Genomic DNA, 17,508 nt, shown 5'->3' on the forward strand with positions numbered 1-17,508 from the left:
TATTTCGGGTCTCGCCCCCCCCACCTTCGCCGCCGGATCCTGGGGCGCGGGGAGCGCACGGGAGACGAAGCTCAGGGCTTCTTCTTCATGCCGGGCAGGTAGGCCTTCTCCGGCGCCTGCTCGAGGAACTCGATCTTCTCGGCCGTCATGATCCCGTACTTCGGGTTCGCGGCGGCGCCGGAGCTCGCCTTCGTGAACGTCACCGCGTAGGTGCCCGTCACCTTGACCTTCGCCCCGACATTGGGGATCGGGTTCGGCAGGTCCGCGCCCCAGAACTCGTCGGCGAGCTTCGCCTCGCCTTCCTTGCCCTTCGGCTGTTTGTCGATCGCTTCGATCAGCGTGAAGACCTGGGCGAAGTTCGAGGCCCAGCCCATGACGTCGATCATGTCCTTCGTCTCGCCCTTCTCGTCGGCGATCGCGAAGGTCGGGATCGGCGCCTTGCAGTCCGGCGGATCGCCTTTGCCCGTCTTGTGGATCGAGCACGCCGGCGCGTCGGCGTAGTTCGTCTTGACGATGTAGCCGACGATCGAGACCTGCTTCGCGTTGACGTCCTCGAAGTGCACGCGGCTGCGGAGATCGTGCGTGATGCCCCAGATCGTGTACGCGCCGTCCGGCGTCTTCTTCTGCTTCTGCGGGAGCGTCGGCACGGCGGGGAGCGCGGCCTTTTTGCCGCTCACGGCGGGCTTGGCCTTGTACGGCTCCTCCGACGGTCCGCAGCCGAGCACGGCCGAGCCTGTCACGGAGGCGAGGGCGAAAACGAGTGCATGTCGGACGTTCATGAGTCTCTCCGGGCCGCTCGAGGGTACGCCCTCGGGGACAGGCTGCCGCCCTGGGGCAGGGGGATTGGGCTGGAAAGGGCTAACACGATGGCGCACGGCGCGTAAAGAGATTCGCCGAAGGAGGGGAACCGACGCGCCTCGGTCCCTCATAATGAGGCGCTCGAGCAGGCCGACAGGCCCGTCCAAACTCGTCCCCGTCGTCGAGCGTCGCCTGGGCCACGAAGGTAGGGTAGTCTCCACGAACCATGCGCGAGACGAAGCTGCGCGCCCCGTTCGAGACTTCACGTGTCCTCGTCATGATCCTGGCGGGTGGAGAGGGCCGGAGGCTCGGTCCTCTCACCTCGGATCGTGCCAAGCCGGCGGTTCCGTTCGGCGGGCGCTACCGGATCATCGACATCGTCCTCTCGAACTTCGTCAACTCGGGGCTGCACAAGATCAAGATCCTGACGCAGTACAAGAGCGCGTCGCTCGACGAACACATCGCGCGTGCGTGGCGCTTGTCGCCGATGCTCGACAACTTCATCGAGACGATCCCGGCGCAGCAGCGCACCGGCAAGAGCTGGTTCAAGGGCTCGGCCGACGCCGTCTACCAGACCCAGCACGTCATCACGGACGAGTCGCCCACGCACGTCTGCATCTTCGGCGGCGACCACGTCTACAAGATGGACATGCGCCAGATGCTCGACGAGCACCTCGAGCGCTCTGCCGAGGTCACGGTCGCGGCCATCCCCGTCCCGCGCAAGGAGGCCACGCAGTTCGGCGTGATCGAGGCCGACGCGAGCGGCCGCATCATCGCCTTCCACGAGAAGGTCCCCGATCCGCCGCCGATGCCCGGCCACCCCGATCTCGCCCTCGCCTCGATGGGCAACTACATCTTCAACACGGGCCACCTGCTCGACGCGCTCGAACAGGACGCGAAGAACGAGCAGAGCGCGCACGACTTCGGCCGCGACATCATCCCGTACATGGTCAAGAACGGCAGGCGCGCGTTCGTCTACGATTTCCAGACGAACCGCGTTCCCGGCGAGGACGAGGGCTCGAACGCCTACTGGCGCGACATCGGCACGATCGACGCCTACTGGGCCGCGCAGATGGATCTCATCAGCGTGCAGCCCGCCTTCAACCTCTACAACCAGCGCTGGCCGATCCGCACCGCGATGAGCCACGATCCGCCGGCCAAGTTCGTCTTCCGCGACGAGTGGAACGCGCGCGTCGGCATCGCGACCGAGAGCCTCGTCTCGCTCGGCTGCATCATCTCCGGCGGCCGCATCCATCGGAGCGTCCTTTCGAACCGCTGCCGCGTGAACTCCTTCAGCCATGTCGAGGAGAGCGTGCTTTTCGAGAATGTCGTGATCGGGAGGCATGCCAAGATCCGCCGCGCGATCATCGACAAGGACGTCGAGGTCCCCTCGGGGGCCGAGATCGGCTACAACCTCGAGGAAGACAGGAAGCGCTGGTACGTGAGCGAGGGCGGCATCGTCGTCATCCCCAAGCGCGCCAAGATCGGCTGAGCGGGAGTGATGGGTCGAACGGTCGTGGTCGGCGACCTGCACGGATGCAGGTACGAGCTCGAGGATCTGCTAGGCCACATCGGGTTCGGCGCGGGCGATCAGCTGGTCTCCGTGGGGGACCTCGTCGTGCGTGGTCCCGATCCCGCGGGCACGATCGATCTGCTGCGCAAGCTCCAGGCGCGCGTCGTGCGTGGCAACCACGAGGATCGGCTCCTGCGCTACCGGCAGATGCCTCCGAGCATCGTGCCGCAACTCGGAAGCCTGCAGCGCGAGGTCGTGCGCGCCCTGCGCCGCAAGCACTGGGAGTTCCTCGCCTCGCTGCCGCTCTGGCTCGACCTGCCGGAGCACGGCCTGCGCGTCGTGCACGCGGGCGTCGATCCCGCGCTGCCGATCGAGCGCCAGAGCCCGCGTACGCTCATGTACGTGCGTTCGCTCAACGTGAGCGGCGTGCCCGAGGAGCGGCGCGGCTCGACCCTGTGGGGCGAGCGGTACGTGGGACCGCCGCATCTCGTCTTCGGGCACAACGCTCTCGAGCTCCCGCAGATCCACCGTGACGCGACGGGCATCGACACGGGCTGCGTGTACGGCGGCCGCCTCACCGCGATGGTGCTGCGCGCGGGTGAACACCCGCCTCCGCCCGAGGATCGGATGAGCGTCCTCGTGAGCGTGAAGGCGCGAAGGACCTACTACCCGCGCTGAACGAGTGATCGCACGGCTCTCGCCAACGACGCGCGTTTCCGGCTACCCTCAGGCCCATGCGCTCCGTCTGGCCTCGCCTCGCCGCGACGCTCGCCCTCACGGCTGCTTGCCATTCTGCGTTCGTCGTCGCGACGCCCTCCCTTGCGTTCGCGCAAGCTGCTCCCAAGGGCGACAAGGCCAGCGTCACCTCGCTCATCCAGCGCGGCAGCGCGCTCTTCGACGACGCCGAGTACGAAGAGTCGATCCAGACGCTCTCCGCCGCGCTCCTCCGCCCCGGCACGAGCAAGCAGGAGAAGATCGAGATCTACCGCCTGCTCGCCTACAACTACATCGTGCTCAAGCGCGTCGACGAGGCGGACGCCGCCGTGCGCGGGCTGCTCGTGCTCGACGAGACGTACACCTTGCCGCCGACCGAATCGCCGCGCTTCAAGGACTTCTTCAAGACGACGCGCGAGAAGTGGGAAGCCGAGGGCAAGCCGGGCCGCGAGACGATCGACTCGCCCGCGGCCGAAAAGCCGATCCGCATCATGCACACCTCGCCCGCGCAGGTGCCGCCGGGGACCTTGATCAAGCTCACGGGTCGCGTCGAGGATCCGGACGGCCGCGTGCGTGCGATGCAGCTCGCGTATCGCACGGGCGCCGATGGCAAGTTCGTCCTCGTGCCCGCGAGCTACACGCTCGGCGAGTTCCGCGCGCAGATCCCGAGCGACGCGGTCAAACCCCCGCTCGTCGAGTACTACCTGCAAGCGATCGACAAGGGCGGGTTGCCGCTCACCTCGCGTGGTGATGCCGCGACGCCGCTGCGCATCGCCGTGCCTGCGGCGCAGAAGGGCGGCGTCTTGTCGAGCCCGTGGTTCTGGGTGCCCGTCGGCCTCGCGGTCGTGGGCGGCGGCGTGGCCGCGACGTACTTCCTCCTCAACCAGCGGACCTCGACCGTGACGATTCGCGTGACGGAGTAGCCGATCTCGGGTGGCCCGAAGGCCCGATCCGCGCCAAAACCTCGTCTTCAAAATGACCGAGCCCGTTTATCCGTTCGTCGCCGTCGACGTCCCTCGCGATCGAGCCGAAGAGCTCGGCGCACACCTCTTCGATCTCGGCGCCATGGGCGTCGAGGAGCGCGACGAGCAGACGCTCGCGAAAGGCGCGGGCTCCGGGAAGGTGACCCTCGTCGCGAGTTTCTCCACGCGCGAAGAAGCCGACCAGGCGATCGCGGCGCTCGTCGAGGAGGACCCCTCGCTCGCGCCGCGCATCGAGGAGATCGTGGGCGACGCCTGGCGCGACGCCTGGAAGCAGCACTTCGAGCCGTTCCAGTTCACGTCCGACATCGTCGTCGTGCCGCCGTGGGTCGCCTACGAGAAGAAGCGCGCGGACGAGCACGTGCTCGAGCTCGAACCGGGCCGCGCCTTCGGCACGGGCCTGCATGCGACGACCGCGCTCGTCGCCGAGATGCTTCACGATCGTAAGAGCTCGTTGCCCGGCGTGCGTGTGCTCGACGTCGGCACGGGCAGCGGGATTCTCGCGCTCGTCGCGCTGATCTACGGCGCCGCGAGCGCGCTCGCGATCGACAACGACCCCGAGGTCATCGACGTCGTGCGCGAGAACGCCGAGCGCAACGGCCTCGCCGATCGCGTCGTCGTTCGCGAGCAGACGATCGAGCACGTGACGGAAACGTTCCCCGTGGTGCTCGCGAACATCGAGACGCGCGTGCTGCGTCCGATCGCGGAGGATTTGACGCGCGCGGTTGCTCCTTCGGGGCTTCTGATCCTCTCGGGCATCCTCGCGGCCGAGCACGACGAGATCGTCGCGCGGTACACCTCGCTCGCGCGCCCGCTGCGCTACCTCGAGACGCGACGCCGCGGTGACGGCACGGGCGACGACTGGGTCGCGATCGCGTTCGCTGCGTCATGAGGGGCCCGCTGCGTGTCCCCGTCGCCCGCGTCGAGGCGGGGTCTTCGATCCTCGACGAGGACGCCTCCCGCTACGTCGCGCGCGTCCATCGCAAGCGCCTCGGCGATCGCGTGGTGCTCTTCGATCCCGATCGCGCGATCGAGGCCGACGCCGAGATCACCGCGATCGATCGTGCAAGCGTCTCCGTCGTCGTCGAGGAGCCCCGCGCGGCCACGTTCCTGCCCGCGCGCCGCGTGACGCTCCTCCAGGCCACGTGCAAGAGCGACAAGTTCGACGCGATCGTCCGTGATGCGACCGAGCTCGGCGCGAGCCGCGTGGTTCCGATCGTCGCCGAGCGATCCGTGGGCCGCCCCGCAGACGGTCGCGCGGCGCGGTGGCGCCGCATCGCGGTCGAGGCCGCGCGGCAATGTGGCCGTGGCGACGCGCCGGCGATCTCGTCGCCGATGGAGCTCATCGAGGCCGTGCAGCTCTTCGCCTCGGGCGAGGGCGTCCATGGCTTTTGCCTGGATCCCGTGGCCGACGCGCCGCTCGGTCCGGCGATTCGGCGCCTCGGCCAGGAGGTCGAGCTCGCGTTCGTCGTGGGCCCCGAGGGGGGTTTGTCGCCGGCCGAGATCGAGGCGTGCACCTCGGCCGGCCTCTCGCGCGTCTCGTTCGGCCCGCTCACGCTCCGCGCCGAGACGGTATGCGCGGCGGTGCTCGGCGGCGTGGTGCTTCTCTCGCGATAACGCCTCGCGCCGGGGACAAACGCCGGGGACAAACGCGGGCCGCGGACAAACCCCGCATCGGACTTGACAAACCCGGGCGCCCGGCATCACCTTCCGGCGTGTCTTTCCTCGACGACGTGCGCCGCTGTCTCGACCGCCCGGAGGGCTCCTCGTGGGCGCTCTCGGGCCTCGGCGCGCATCGAAAGACGCTGCTCGACGCGCTCGAAGCCCTGGAAGCGCGCGGCGAGCCCGAGGAGAAAATCGAGCGTTTGCACGACGTCTGGTCCGACAAGCTCGGGGCGTTCGTCCAGGAAATGCAGCGATTGCTGGAAGGCGGCCTCGCGTTCGGCGCGAATGCTACGGAGCTGCATGCGCTCGTCGATGTCGCCCTCCGCCGCCGGCTCGGTTTGTCCGACTCGGCCGGCTCGCGCATCCGCGATCGCGAGCTCGATCGCCTCTCCAGCGAGGTCCTTTTTTCCATCCAGCGCCCCGAGCGCACCCCGAACCTCTGGCCCGAGCGGTATGCGCTCGAAGTGCGCGCATTGCGGCGCGCCGAGAGCGAGACGCTCCTCACGCCCATTGGCCGGCTCGTCCTCGGCTTGCCCGAGCGTGATGCCGTCCGCTGGCTGCTCGCCGTCGAGGTCGCGCAATCGCGCGGGCCTTCGGATCCTTGGCGATTGTCGCGCGGGGCCGCGGCGCGCCTCGTCGCGGCCCGCAGGCTCCGCGTCTTCTGGTATGGCAGCGAAGTGGCCGCGCATCCGCAATCGCTCGATCGCCTCGCCGCGCTCGGCCTCCTTTCGTTCGAGGACGAGGCCGAGGAGGCGCTCACCACCTACGAGCTCACCGAAAATGGCGCCGAGCTGCTTGCAGAGGTCGCCTCGGGCGATACGCCGATGGTCCTCCTCGCGGGCGCGCTCATTCAAGATGAGACGGCCGCCGTCCTCGGCCGCATTCGCGCCGCCACCGCATTGATCCAGCGCGAGAGCGCTGCATTCGCCATGACCCGACACGCGCGCATGGTCGCGCACGAGATTCGCAATGCCCTGGTCCCCGTGCGCGAGGCCATCGATGACCTCTTCGCCTCGCTCCAGCGCGACGGCCGCGGCACGCTCGTCGATCGGCACGGCGCCACCATCACGGGCGGCGTCGATCGCATCTTCCGGTTCATGACCGAAATGGCGCAGGTCGTCGAGCGCGCCGGCCCTCCGCCCGAACCTTTCGACATCGCGGCGGCCATCGAGGACGCGCTCGCCGCCCTCGCCGAGGAGCTCGGCCGCGTGGCTTTTTTCGACCGGCCCCGCTTCCTCCCGCATGTTCGTGGCCGCCGCGATCGGTTCGTCCTGGCCATCGTCGATTTGCTCCGCAATGCGGCGCGCGCCCGCGACGACCGTCCGGCCGAGATTCGTGTGGCCGCCGCGCTCGACGGAGGCGGCGCCATCGTCGTCACCGTCGACGACGACGGCCCGGGCGTCCCGCCCGAGTATCGCAAGGCGATTTTTGCGCCCGGGTTTTCCTTGCGTCCCGGGGGGACGGGGCAGGGGCTTGCGCTCGTGCGCGAGGTCGCGCGCGCGGAGCTCGGCGGCGAGGCGCATTGCGAGGAGAGCCCGCTCGGCGGCGCTCGATTCGTCCTCCGCCTGCCCGTGGATGCCGGAAGGAGCGCCGCGTGAGACCGATGGGCCGCATCTTGATCATCGACGACGATCCGAGCTTTTTGCAGCTCTATCGCGCGCGGCTCGGCGCCGAGGGATATCTCGTCGAGACTGCGGACGAGATCGAAAAAGCGCTCGTGCGGCTCGATCAGGGCGGCTGGGACGTCGTGCTCGTCGATCAGAAGCTCGACGGCAAGACGGGCCCGGACACCGGCCTCGACCTCGTCTCCGAGGTTTCCCGACGCGCGCCGCTCGCGAAGACCATCCTCGTCACGGGGTATGCCACGGAGGCCGCGGTCACGCGGGCCTTTCAGGACGGCGCCTACGATTACCTCGAAAAAGGCCCGATCTTTCGCGTCCTCTTGCTCGCAAAACTTCGCAATGCGCTCGAGGCCGTGCGGGCGCACCATTTCGGCGAGCTTTCCTCGGACGAGGCCGAGGCGGCGATTCGCGACACCTGGGCCGCGGCCGAGAGCGAGACGGATCCGAACCGCAAGGGCAAGCTGCTCGAAGACCTGATGGTCCTCGTCTTCAAGACGATCCCTGGCTTTCGCCACGCCTCGGCTCGGCGCCGCAACGAGGAGGAGGAGATCGACCTCGTCATTCGCAACGAATCCACCGATCCCTTCTGGGTGAACGAACGCACCTCGTACATCCTCGCCGAATGCAAGAACTGGACGCGGCCCGCCGGCGCCACGGAGATCCGGAGCTTCTTGTGGAAGCTCTCGCGCAAGTTCAATCGCTCGCGCCTCGGCCTTTTCATTGCGCCGGGCGGTTTTTCCGCGCCCCTGCGCAGCGATCTGCACGGCGAGCGCCGGGACGATTACCTCGTTCTGCTCGTCGGAAAGGCCGACCTCCGGGAGCTCGTCCTCGCGCCGGACCGAAATGCATTCATGAAGAAATTACATGAGAGAGCCGTGCTGGAGATGCATGGCGAGGGCCGCTGAGAAACCGTCAGCGCTTGCGCGCGCCGATCAACTTTCGCAGGGCCTCAGCCAGCGTCGGGTAGGTGCGGCGTGATTGCATGTCGACGCCGAGGTCCACCATCGTCTTCGCCACGCTCGGCCGGATCCCCGAGAGCAGCCCGGTCGCGCCGACGAGCTCCACGCTGCGCATCACGTTCGAGAGGTGCTGCGCCGCCTCCGCGTCGACCGTGTCCACGCCCGTCAGGTCCAGAATCACCGCGCTCGATTGCCGGCTGACGACCTCCGTGAGCAGCCGTTCGAGCAGGATGCTCGCGCGGGCCTGATCGATCGAGCCGATGAGCGGCACCACGAGCACGCCCTGCCAGACCTCGATGATCGGGCTCGACAAACCGACGATGGCCTGCTTTTGCGATTGGATCAGCGCGAGATGCTCTTCGAGCCGCCGCTGGTACTCCACGCGGTCGGTCACGTTCTCGGCCACCGAGTAGATACGCACCACGCGGTCGCCGAACGTGTCACGCACCGGGATGATCGTGTTGCGCCAGTGCGACGTGACATGCGATATCTCGGAGACGAACTGCTCCCCGGAGAACGCCCGCTTCATGTCCGCCTGGAAATCCTCGCGGCCGCTGTAGAGCTCATAGAGGTTTTTCCCGACGAGCTCGCCGGGCTTGAGGCCGAGATCCTTGAGGCCATTTCCCAGGGACATCTTGCACGTCCCGTCCGCGTCCATGGCCCAGATCGCGAGGGGCAGCTCCGAGAGCGCGCGGATCAAGGCCTTGGCCTGGAAGGTCTCTTCCGTGTTCTCGTTGGCGCGAAGCGAGAATCCAACGATCGAGGTGATGTCGCCGGCTGCGTCTCGCACGGGCGTGAGACGACGTATCCAGTAGGACATGCCCTCGATGCTGTCCGAGTAGAGCTCCTCCCCTGCGAGGGCGCGCTCGGTCTCCTCCCGGGCAGTCGATCCGGGTGGATAGATCTGGAGCGCATTCATACCGACGAGCGCGCCCGGCGCGATTCCGAAGTGGGCCAGCCCCTTGCCTTCCGAGACCAGGATCGTCCCATCCTTGGCGATCGCCCAGAGGATCCCCTCGAATCGATCGAAGATCTTGCCGAGGAGCACGCTCCGAAGCGGGACAGGCTCGTCTTTCGTGAGGAGGGGAGCGAGCGGCGCTGGAATGTCCGTGCGGGGCTCCGCGGGGCCGTCCATCCGGACGCATACCCCACCGTTCCCGACCGACCATGCGGTCCAGCGTTTCGCCGTGCCCGCCGCGGAGCGCGCCGAAAACGTCGATTTTGTCGATTGCCCGCCCGCCACGGCCGCGCAGGCCGACGACACGACGCTCCGATCCGCCGCGTCGAAGAGCGCGAGCAGCGACGATGCCTCGCCAAGCTCTGCGCGGGCCGCTTCATTTTGCGCCACCACCACGTCGCCCTCGACGAGCAACAGTGGATCCGGGCACCCCTCGAACACCCCACCGAGATGACGGTGTATGTCCCCGATCATGGGATCGGCTTTAACAGAGACAGGAGAAAGGCACAACCCGAGGCGTCATCATGGCGTCCTCACACGAACATTGGTAATTTTTGCACGTGTCCGGCCTTTCGTCCCGACGATCGGGCCGTCGAGTCCTCGCGCTCGAACCGATATCGCCCCGTGCTTGCGGCGAATTTTCGTCCCGTGAGCACGATTTTGTCCCTGTTGCCATTCTGTGCCAGGGATGCGCGCCATGGAGCGGCAAGGGTGCCAGGGAGTTTTCGGCCGCCCTCGCGAAAAGCCGCGTTTCTCCGGCTGGAACGGCCCTTGCCGTGCCGGGGGTCGAGGTGCTCATGGCCAGGTCCAATCGAGTCGGCAGAATTCTGCGTCACGTCCTTTCTCTTTCGATCGCGCCCGCCGCCGTCGCTTGCGGGATCGACACCGACGGCTTCACCGCGATCACGTGCGGCAACGATCGTCACCTCTCCGATTTGCGGACCGCCGAGGAGCTCGATTACATGGAGCTCATCAACATCGGCGAGGGAGGGTCGGATGAGCCGCGCGTGGTCACGACCTTCGGGGACAAGTGCGGCTCCGCGAGCAACGTCGCCATGTGCGAGGCCGCGATCGCCGCCGCCACGTCGGCCCAAGGTTTTCGCATCGGCCAGTGCGTCGATTTTTGCCCGCGCCACATCCTGGTCACGAACAAGGGCGACGAGGTGAAGGTCCTCGATACGAAGGAGGCCGTCCTCGCCTTGATCCGACCCATCGATACGGCCGGCGAGGCCGTGCTCGCCGCTGAGCTCGCGGAGTATCAAATCATCTGCAACAACACGGACGAGGGCGGCGTCCGGGCCTCGGGCTCCGGCTTCGACGTGCTCGGCACGCGATACACCGAGATCTGCGATCCGATCGAGCGCGAGCTGTACCTCCTCGACATCAATGCCGACGGGAACGTCCAGGAAATCGACTCCGAGGTCATCGAATCGGAGTCCGGCGCCTGCATTGGCCGGCGTCCCGCGGGGCTCGCGCGCCGCAAGGCCCGCGGCTCGACGCGCGTGGGCGCGTATCTCGCGAGCGTGGCGCGTCTCGAAGCCGCGAGCGTCGACGCGTTCGAGGCCCTCGCCGCGGAGCTCGTCCATCACGGCGCGCCGCGCGCGCTCATCGAGCGCGCCGATATCGCGCGACGCGACGAGGTCCGGCACGCGCGGGTGATGCGCAGGCTCGCGTCGCGTCACGGCGGGCAATTCCGTGCCCCGAGTGTCGCAAAGCAAGCCCCGCGCTCGCTCGAGGCCATCGCGCTCGACAATGCCGTCGAGGGCTGCGTGCGCGAGACCTTCGGCGTGCTCGTCGGCATGTGGCAAGCGCGCGCCGCCAAGGATCCTGCCGTCCGTCGCGCCATGCACCGCATCGCGCTCGACGAGGCCCGGCACGCCTCGCTCGCGTGGGCCATCGACGAATGGATTCGCCCGCGGCTCGACGCCGCCGCGCGGGAGAGGGTGGAAGCCGCGCGGCGGAATACGCTCGAAATCGTGGCGGCCGAGGCGCGGGCTGGAAATGACCCCGAGCTCGTCTCGACCCTGGGCCTCCCCGATGCTCCTGCCGGCGAGCGGCTCGCTCGGCATTTCAAGGAAGCCGTGCTCGCGCTCGCAGCGTAAAGCGCGGACGGTGGGCTCGCGGGGCCGCCGTGCGGGCTTAGATTTCCTGGGCGGGCGCGCTATCGTGGCGCGTTTGCCCAGGAGGTCCACGATGCCCCGGATTGCCAGGATGTTGTGCATCACCGCCGTCGCGGGCGGTTGCGTCGGAACCCCGGCGATCGCGCAACACGATATCGGTGGACGGATGGATTTCCTGCCGCCCGCGCGGGAAGTGAATCGCTTCACCGAGGCCCCTCGTGGCCGAACCCTGGCCATCACGGGCGCGACGCTCTTCGATGGACGCGGCGCGCCGCCCGTGCCCGACGCGGTGGTCGTCGTCCGCGAAGGACGAATCCTCGCCGTCGGTCCGCGCGGCGCCGTGGAAATCCCTGCGGGCGCGGAGATCGTCGATGCGACGGGACAATCCGTTTTGCCCGGCCTCATCGACGCCCATTTCCACCTCGACGGCGACATCCCCCTGCCGTCCCTCTTCCTCCAGCGCGGCGTGACGTCCCTGCGCGACCCAGGCGCATGGATCGAGGCGTATGATCCGGTGCGCTCTTCCTCCGCCCCGATTCCGCGTCTCTTTTTGACCGGACCCCACCTCGACGCGCCGCCGCCCGCGCACCCGAAGGACGCGCTCCTCGTCCTCGATCCGGCCGAGGCGCGCGCGGCCGTCCATCGCCTCGCGGATCAGGGCGCGTCGGCCATCAAAATCTATTATCGATTGCCCCTCGGCAGCATCCGTGCCGTCAACGAGGCTGCCCACGAGCGGGGCCTCATCACGACGGCGCACCTCGAAATCGTGGACGCGGGGGACGCCGTGCGCGCCGGGCTCGACGGCGTCGAGCACGTCACTTCGTTCGGCACCGCGATCGTGCCGCTCCGCGAGGCCGAGGCTTTCCGGCAGGCTGTCCTCGCGGACAACGCCGCCCGCGGCCCGGCTCGTTATGCGCTCTGGAGCAACGTCGACCTGGATTCCCCGAGCGTCCGGGCGATCCTCGACCTGCTCGTCTCCGAGGGCACGTTCTTCACGCCTACGCTCGCCATTTTCGAGCGCCGACCGGGCGATCGGGGCAGCAATGACGCCGAGGTCCGCGCCTTCACCAACATGCTCGGCTTCGTCCGCCGCGCGCACGGCGCCGGCGTCCGGATCGTGGTCGGCTCCCATTCCGACGTGCCTCACGCCGAGCGCGGAGACGCGTACGTCCGCGAATTGGAGCTCCTGCACGAGGCCGGCCTCTCGCGGGGCGAGGTCCTCTCGGCCGCCACCCTGGAGAACGCGAGATTCTTTCGTGTCCAGGACCGGCTGGGGAGCCTCGAACCCGGCAAAATCGCCGATTTGATCCTCGTCGGCGGCAATCCCGGCGAGGACCTCGCCGCCATGCGCGACGTCCGCCGCGTCATGCTGAACGGCGTATGGGTCGGGCCTTGAGCGCCCCGGCGCGTAGGTCGATACGATGATTACGTCAGCGCGGGCCGAGGGACAACGAGAGCAACGCGAGGAATGCTCCCTCGCCGTATTTCGTCCTCGGATCGAACCGCACCACGTACCTCGCCGGGTCCGCGGCCACGACGGTGCCAGTGCTCACGAGCGAGAGATCGGGGTTTTGCCAGCGCGGCAGGAGCGCGGAGAGCGTCTCCGTCGCGACGCACGCATATTGTGATTCGGGAAGCCAACCCATGCGAGCGCCCACGCCCATTCCATAGGCGATGAGCGAGGAGGCCGACGTCTCTTCGACATTCCCTTCGAGCCCCTCCGCCCCGAGGACCGTCATCCAGAGGCCGGAGGGTCTTCGTTCGGCGAGCAGCGCCGCGGCCGTTCGCCGGTAGCTCTCCAGAATGAAGGAATAGGAAGGGTGGCTCTCTGGCAGGTGAAGGAGCACCTCGGAGAGCCCGGCCATGACCCAGCCATGGCCGCGTCCCCAGAAGACAGGGCTCCGCCCGGTGCTCGGATCGGCCCACGCGGGCAGTGTTCCCTCGGCGCTCCGCTCCGCCCAGCCGTGTGCGTGCAGGCCGGTCCGAGGATCCATGAGGTGCTGGATATGCAGGACCGTTTGTCGCGCGGCCTCGTTGATGATGGCTTCGTCACCCGTGGCCTCCCCGAGCCGCGCGAGGAACGTGAGGAGCAGGAAATCCGAGTCGACCCAGAGCTCCACCGAGCCCTGGTACCCTTCCAGTAAGGAAGAAATATGTGAAATGCTCCCGTCCTCGGCCCGCCGAAAGGTCCGCTGCATGTAGTCGTGGATGCTCTTCGCCGCCGCGAGATACCGGGCTTCGCCGGTCTCCTCGTACAGGAAGAGCAAGTTGAGCCCGCAGGCGATGAAATCGACGTCTGGCAAGAGCGGCTCGAACGACCCATCCTCGCCGATGGCCGTATCCAGGCTCGACTGCAGATATTCGAGCCACGCCCCCCGGGCCGCCGGATTCGTCGCATACACCTTCTCCACGCCCCACAGGAGCGTCGCGTCGCGCCAGTAGCAGAGGGCGCTCGAAGCCGGGTATTTCGAGCGGACCGCGGACAGCACCTCGCCCGCGACAGCCTCGGCGCGCGCGGGTGGTGGAGCTGGGCAGGCGGCCGTTTGGAATGGGGGAGGAACGAGCAGGACGACGAGCAACAACGTGAGCAGAGTTCGCATGGTCATTCCCTTCTTTCCGGCACCCAGACGGCCTGCAAGGAGCGTGACCCGGCCGCGCTCGAACACGCGGGCGACCGGGCCGGGCGCCGCCCATCCATCCCGCTCCGCGCGCGGTCGCGACCTCCTTCGCCTTGCCGCCGCCTTCGTGTACACTCCGCCCCGCATGCGCGGCGCCATCCTCTTCAACGGCAATGCCGAGTCCGACGAATGGCTCGTCCGGGCCGCGGCTCCATTCCTCGCGACGTCGCGGCACAAGGATCCGGCGGTCGCCGCCGCGCGCCGCACCCTGCTCGTCACGGCCGGCTGGGCCGAGCACGAGTACGACGAGGCGCACGTCAAGCGGGCCCTCAACGCCGCGGGCTTTCCCTCCGTCTTCGAGGACGGCTTCGATCGCGCCCACGAGAACCTCTCCTTGCTGACCGAGCTCGACGGAGTCCTCGCCGAGGCGCCCGAGCTCGCCGAGGCGTTCCGCGAGCTGCGCCGCGCCGAGGCCACCGCGCGCAGGTTTTACCTCGAGCACAACGCGCACACGATCGACCTCTTCCGCCGCACCCTGCGCGAGGCGAAATCCGAGGCGCCCGATACCGATCTCCAGAGCCTGCTCGCCGACATGACGCATCCCACGGGCCCGCGCGCGCTCGCCCGCCACGCCCTCGCGCGCGAGCTCCGGCGCGCCTTCCACACGCTCGAATCGAACGACGACCACCTCTTCGAGCTCTTCGGTGATATCGAGCGCCGCGCCTTCGACGCCGCCGGCGCCCTCTACCACCCGGCGTTCCGCGCCGCGAAAGAGCGGCTCGAAGCGCGCATCCTCTCCTCGAGCAACATCTTCCTCTTCGGCGGCCGCCTCGATCTTTTGCTCGGCGCGCTCCGCTTCTTCCGCCTGCGCGACGTCTTCGTCGAGGCTCTGCGCCGCGGCGCGCAGATCGTCGCCGTCTCCGCGGGCGCCATGGTCCTCTGCGAGCGCGTCATCGTGTACGACGATTTCGCCGAGACCCCACGCGATTTCCAGCTCTACGACCGCGGCCTCGGCATCGTGCAGGACATCCAGATCTTCCCCCATTGCATGGAGCGCATTCAAACGGACGACCGCGACAACCTCGCCTACCTCGCGCGAAGGTTCCGCCACCACGCGTGCGTCGGCCTGAACCAGCGCTCGCTCCTCCTGCTCGACCTCTCGCCACGCCGGGCCGTGAGCGTCGGCGCGGGGGACGGCGTCTACGTCTTCGGCCCCGACGGGAGGAAGCGCTGCCATCGCGCCGGCGAGGAGGTCGCGATCTCGTGAATGGTATGGTTGACGGGAAAAACCGGGTATTTTCGTTCCTCGGCCACTGGTTCACCGTCGCGCCGGTCGCGCGGCACACGGTCGCGCCGCGCCGCATTTCGGCTTCCGTTCCCTTTCGGCTGACGGTCCCGGACACGAAATACGGCGAGGTCCGCCTCTCGGGCCGATTGCACCACGCGGCGTCGGATACGCTGCTCGTCGTCGTCCACGGCCTCGGGGGGGACGTCCGCAGCCATTACGTACTCTCGGCCGCCGCCGCCGCCGAGGCCGCCGGAATCGCGAGCCTGCGCGTCAACCTGCGTGGCTCCGACCGCACGGGCGAGGACATCTATCACGCGGCCATCACCCAGGACCTCCACGCGACCCTCGCGAGCCCGGAGCTCGGCCGCTATTCGCGCATTCTCCTCCTCGGATACTCGCTCGGCGGGCACATCGTCCTCCGCGCCGCCACCGAATCACTCGACCCCCGCGTCCGCGCCGTCGCCGCGGTATGCCCTCCGCTCGACCTCTTCGTCGGCGCGCGCGCCATCGACGAGCCCGCGCGGCTCGTGTATCGACGCCACGTCCTCTCGGCCATCAAGGAGATTTACGCCGAGGTCGCCGGCCGCCGCCCCGTGCCTTTGCCGCTCGCGGAGGCGCGCCGCATTGCCACGATCCGTGACTGGGACGAGCACATCGTGGCCCCGCGCTTCGGCTTCCGCGGCGCGGACCATTATTACGGGGAGTCGAGCGTCGCGCCGCGCCTCGCGACGCTCGCCGTCCCCTCGCTCGTCGTGGCCGCCGCGCACGACCCCATGGTCCCGGCCCACACGCTCCTGCCCATTCTCTCCGGCGCCCGCCCGCCGCTCGAGGTGCGGTGGATCGATCGCGGCGGGCACGTCGGTTTTCCGGCCCGCGTCGACCTCGGTTTTCCCGGGTCGGGCGGGCTCGAAGATCAGGTCGTCGCGTGGCTCCGTGATCGCGCGGGGGCTTGACGCGGGGCCCTTCGGTTCATTTGGGGACGCACGTTCCCGGCGTGTCCGGGTTGAAGCACATCTGGTTGCACGGGCAGACACTCGCGCCGTCGCATGTGCCCCCCAGGCAATCCGCGTCGGACCAGCACTTCGGCAGCACCAGCTTCTCCTTGCAGCGGTTCATGACGCACGTGGTCGTGAGCGGGCAATCCGAAAACGACTCGCAGCATTCGTCCAAGCCCGGGCATGTCGCAGCATCAACCGAGCCCTCGGGGCACTCCCACGTCCCGCTCATGCAGACGGCGGGCACGGTCTCCGCGGATTGGCAGGTTGGTCTGCACGTCGGCCCAATGGCGCCACACGGGACGGACACGCCGCCCGTGCCGCCGTCTCCGCCGCTCCCGCCCCCGAAACCGCCCATGCCGCCGCTGGCGTGGCCGCCGCCGACGCCACCCACGCCGCCGTGACCGCCACCCCCGCCGCTCCCGCCGCTCCCCGCACTGCCGCCTTCCCCGTCACCCCCTTCACCCCCGTTCCCCGAGGGCGGCCGATAACCCCCGAGCCCGCAAGCCGTGAACATCAAGGAAACGAACGCGATCGAAACGAAGCCAAGTCGATGGTTCATGCCCCCGATGATACCATGAAATTGCGTTGCGGGACCGACCCGCGATATGCGCCGGCCGAGCGGGCTCGAAGATCTGATCGCCGCGTGGCTCCGGGACCGCGCGGTCACGTGAGCGTCGGGGCCATGGTTGTCAAGCCGGCACACACTTGCCCGGCGTATCCGGCGTGAAGCACGTGTCCCCGCAGGCGCAGACGATGGCGCCTTCGCAAACCTCTGCTTCCGTGCATTCCCCGTTGGTCCAGCATTGCCCGGGGAGCACCGGCTCCTTGCACACCTTGTTGACGCAGGTGAACATCGCCGGGCATTCCGACGGCGTCGTGCAGCAACCGGACTGCATCGGGCATGTGCTCGCCTCGGCCGAGCCCGGGGGGCACACCCACGCGCCGCCGATGCATTCGGCGTTCGTCAGCATGTTAGGCATGCAGTCTTTCAAGCAGACGGGCGGCGTCTGATCGTTGCAATTCCCCCCCGACCCCCCATTGCCGCCCGTGCCGCCGCCGCCGTGGCCGCCGCTCCCCGCACCACCGCCGACGCTGCTCGAGGTGACCGCCCCGCCTCCCTCGCCGCCGGTGCCGCCGGCGCCCCCCACGCTCGTGCCCTCTCCCCCTTCGCCCCCGTTCCCCGTGGGCGGCTGATAACTCCCGAGACCACACGCGGTGAACACCAGGGAAACGGTCGCGATCGAAACAAAAGCAAGTCGATGATTCATGCCATCG

Annotated in this window: 16 protein-coding genes; 11 read left to right on the forward strand and 5 right to left on the reverse strand. The window is 68.4% G+C overall.

Features of this window, described 5'->3' with window-relative positions:
• Nucleotides 1-71: 71 nt before the first annotated feature.
• Entirely contained in the window at nucleotides 72-779 is a 708-nt protein-coding gene (locus KEG38_RS12845) for a hypothetical protein (RefSeq protein WP_272419703.1), read from the reverse strand.
• A gap of 245 nt (nucleotides 780-1,024) precedes the next feature.
• Between KEG38_RS12845 and glgC the strand changes: the two genes are divergently transcribed.
• The 7 genes from glgC to KEG38_RS12880 all read left to right on the forward strand — a co-directional run bounded on the left by glgC (nucleotide 1,025) and on the right by KEG38_RS12880 (nucleotide 8,197).
• Nucleotides 1,025-2,290, forward strand: coding sequence for a glucose-1-phosphate adenylyltransferase (glgC, locus tag KEG38_RS12850; RefSeq protein ID WP_272419704.1), 1,266 nt, complete (start codon nucleotides 1,025-1,027; stop codon nucleotides 2,288-2,290).
• 9 nt (nucleotides 2,291-2,299) lie between these two features.
• Nucleotides 2,300-2,989: a metallophosphoesterase gene (locus tag KEG38_RS12855; RefSeq protein WP_272419705.1), complete on the forward strand. Its 690-nt coding sequence runs from the start codon at nucleotides 2,300-2,302 to the stop codon at nucleotides 2,987-2,989.
• A gap of 56 nt (nucleotides 2,990-3,045) precedes the next feature.
• Entirely contained in the window at nucleotides 3,046-3,948 is a 903-nt protein-coding gene (locus KEG38_RS12860; RefSeq protein ID WP_272419706.1) for a hypothetical protein, read from the forward strand.
• A 52-nt stretch (nucleotides 3,949-4,000) separates the two neighbouring features.
• Nucleotides 4,001-4,897 carry a 50S ribosomal protein L11 methyltransferase gene (locus KEG38_RS12865; RefSeq protein ID WP_272419707.1) on the forward strand — a complete coding sequence of 299 codons (897 nt, stop codon included), beginning with the start codon at nucleotides 4,001-4,003 and terminating at the stop codon, nucleotides 4,895-4,897.
• On the forward strand, nucleotides 4,894-5,622 hold the full coding sequence (locus KEG38_RS12870) for an RsmE family RNA methyltransferase (RefSeq protein ID WP_272419708.1): 729 nt from the start codon (nucleotides 4,894-4,896) through the stop codon (nucleotides 5,620-5,622). Before KEG38_RS12865 ends, KEG38_RS12870 begins: the two co-directional genes overlap by 4 nt.
• Nucleotides 5,623-5,720: 98 nt before the next feature.
• Entirely contained in the window at nucleotides 5,721-7,268 is a 1,548-nt protein-coding gene (locus tag KEG38_RS55505) for a sensor histidine kinase (protein ID WP_272419709.1), read from the forward strand.
• Nucleotides 7,269-7,273: 5 nt separating this feature from the next.
• Nucleotides 7,274-8,197, forward strand: coding sequence for a response regulator (locus tag KEG38_RS12880; protein ID WP_272419737.1), 924 nt, complete (start codon nucleotides 7,274-7,276; stop codon nucleotides 8,195-8,197).
• 7 nt (nucleotides 8,198-8,204) lie between these two features.
• Here KEG38_RS12880 and KEG38_RS12885 read toward each other — a convergent pair whose 3' ends face one another.
• The gene (locus tag KEG38_RS12885) at nucleotides 8,205-9,683 is read right to left on the reverse strand and encodes an STAS domain-containing protein (RefSeq protein ID WP_272419710.1); all 1,479 of its coding nucleotides are present in this window, start codon (nucleotides 9,681-9,683) and stop codon (nucleotides 8,205-8,207) included.
• A 323-nt stretch (nucleotides 9,684-10,006) separates the two neighbouring features.
• On the opposite strand from KEG38_RS12885, the gene KEG38_RS12890 reads away from it, so the two are divergent.
• The gene (locus KEG38_RS12890) at nucleotides 10,007-11,311 is read left to right on the forward strand and encodes a ferritin-like domain-containing protein (protein ID WP_272419711.1); all 1,305 of its coding nucleotides are present in this window, start codon (nucleotides 10,007-10,009) and stop codon (nucleotides 11,309-11,311) included.
• Nucleotides 11,312-11,402: 91 nt separating this feature from the next.
• Nucleotides 11,403-12,725 carry an amidohydrolase family protein gene (locus tag KEG38_RS12895; RefSeq protein WP_272419712.1) on the forward strand — a complete coding sequence of 441 codons (1,323 nt, stop codon included), beginning with the start codon at nucleotides 11,403-11,405 and terminating at the stop codon, nucleotides 12,723-12,725.
• 34 nt (nucleotides 12,726-12,759) lie between these two features.
• Here the strand turns inward: KEG38_RS12895 and KEG38_RS12900 are convergent, their stop codons facing one another.
• Nucleotides 12,760-13,929 (reverse strand): glycoside hydrolase family 88 protein, encoded by a 1,170-nt coding sequence (locus KEG38_RS12900; protein ID WP_272419713.1) that lies wholly within the window; start codon nucleotides 13,927-13,929, stop codon nucleotides 12,760-12,762.
• Between the two features lie 163 nt (nucleotides 13,930-14,092).
• On the opposite strand from KEG38_RS12900, the gene KEG38_RS12905 reads away from it, so the two are divergent.
• A complete protein-coding gene (locus KEG38_RS12905) occupies nucleotides 14,093-15,214 on the forward strand; it encodes a Type 1 glutamine amidotransferase-like domain-containing protein (protein WP_272419714.1) in 1,122 nt (373 codons plus the stop codon).
• 5 nt (nucleotides 15,215-15,219) lie between these two features.
• Entirely contained in the window at nucleotides 15,220-16,188 is a 969-nt protein-coding gene (locus KEG38_RS12910) for an alpha/beta fold hydrolase (RefSeq protein WP_272419738.1), read from the forward strand.
• Nucleotides 16,189-16,204: 16 nt separating this feature from the next.
• Here the strand turns inward: KEG38_RS12910 and KEG38_RS12915 are convergent, their stop codons facing one another.
• Both KEG38_RS12915 and KEG38_RS12920 read right to left on the reverse strand, forming a co-directional pair.
• On the reverse strand, nucleotides 16,205-16,792 hold the full coding sequence (locus KEG38_RS12915; protein WP_272419715.1) for a hypothetical protein: 588 nt from the start codon (nucleotides 16,790-16,792) through the stop codon (nucleotides 16,205-16,207).
• 130 nt (nucleotides 16,793-16,922) lie between these two features.
• On the reverse strand, nucleotides 16,923-17,501 hold the full coding sequence (locus tag KEG38_RS12920) for a hypothetical protein (protein ID WP_272419716.1): 579 nt from the start codon (nucleotides 17,499-17,501) through the stop codon (nucleotides 16,923-16,925).
• Between the last annotated feature and the right edge of the window lie 7 nt (nucleotides 17,502-17,508).

The sequence above is a fragment of the Polyangium jinanense genome (assembly GCF_028435265.1).
In the GTDB taxonomy this organism is placed as follows: domain Bacteria; phylum Myxococcota_A; class Polyangia; order Polyangiales; family Polyangiaceae; genus Polyangium; species Polyangium jinanense.

Coding starts and splice junctions, on each gene's coding strand:
- KEG38_RS12900 (WP_272419713.1), bottom strand. CDS start 13,929: ATGCGAACTCTGCTCACGTTGTTGCTCGTCGTCCTGCTCGTTCCTCCC.
- KEG38_RS12920 (WP_272419716.1), bottom strand. CDS start 17,501: ATGAATCATCGACTTGCTTTTGTTTCGATCGCGACCGTTTCCCTGGTG.
- glgC (WP_272419704.1), top strand. CDS start 1,025: ATGCGCGAGACGAAGCTGCGCGCCCCGTTCGAGACTTCACGTGTCCTC.
- KEG38_RS12855 (WP_272419705.1), top strand. CDS start 2,300: ATGGGTCGAACGGTCGTGGTCGGCGACCTGCACGGATGCAGGTACGAG.
- KEG38_RS12870 (WP_272419708.1), top strand. CDS start 4,894: ATGAGGGGCCCGCTGCGTGTCCCCGTCGCCCGCGTCGAGGCGGGGTCT.
- KEG38_RS12890 (WP_272419711.1), top strand. CDS start 10,007: ATGGCCAGGTCCAATCGAGTCGGCAGAATTCTGCGTCACGTCCTTTCT.
- KEG38_RS12895 (WP_272419712.1), top strand. CDS start 11,403: ATGCCCCGGATTGCCAGGATGTTGTGCATCACCGCCGTCGCGGGCGGT.
- KEG38_RS12915 (WP_272419715.1), bottom strand. CDS start 16,792: ATGAACCATCGACTTGGCTTCGTTTCGATCGCGTTCGTTTCCTTGATG.
- KEG38_RS12880 (WP_272419737.1), top strand. CDS start 7,274: ATGGGCCGCATCTTGATCATCGACGACGATCCGAGCTTTTTGCAGCTC.
- KEG38_RS12865 (WP_272419707.1), top strand. CDS start 4,001: ATGACCGAGCCCGTTTATCCGTTCGTCGCCGTCGACGTCCCTCGCGAT.
- KEG38_RS12860 (WP_272419706.1), top strand. CDS start 3,046: ATGCGCTCCGTCTGGCCTCGCCTCGCCGCGACGCTCGCCCTCACGGCT.
- KEG38_RS12885 (WP_272419710.1), bottom strand. CDS start 9,683: ATGATCGGGGACATACACCGTCATCTCGGTGGGGTGTTCGAGGGGTGC.
- KEG38_RS12910 (WP_272419738.1), top strand. CDS start 15,220: ATGGTTGACGGGAAAAACCGGGTATTTTCGTTCCTCGGCCACTGGTTC.
- KEG38_RS12905 (WP_272419714.1), top strand. CDS start 14,093: ATGCGCGGCGCCATCCTCTTCAACGGCAATGCCGAGTCCGACGAATGG.
- KEG38_RS12845 (WP_272419703.1), bottom strand. CDS start 779: ATGAACGTCCGACATGCACTCGTTTTCGCCCTCGCCTCCGTGACAGGC.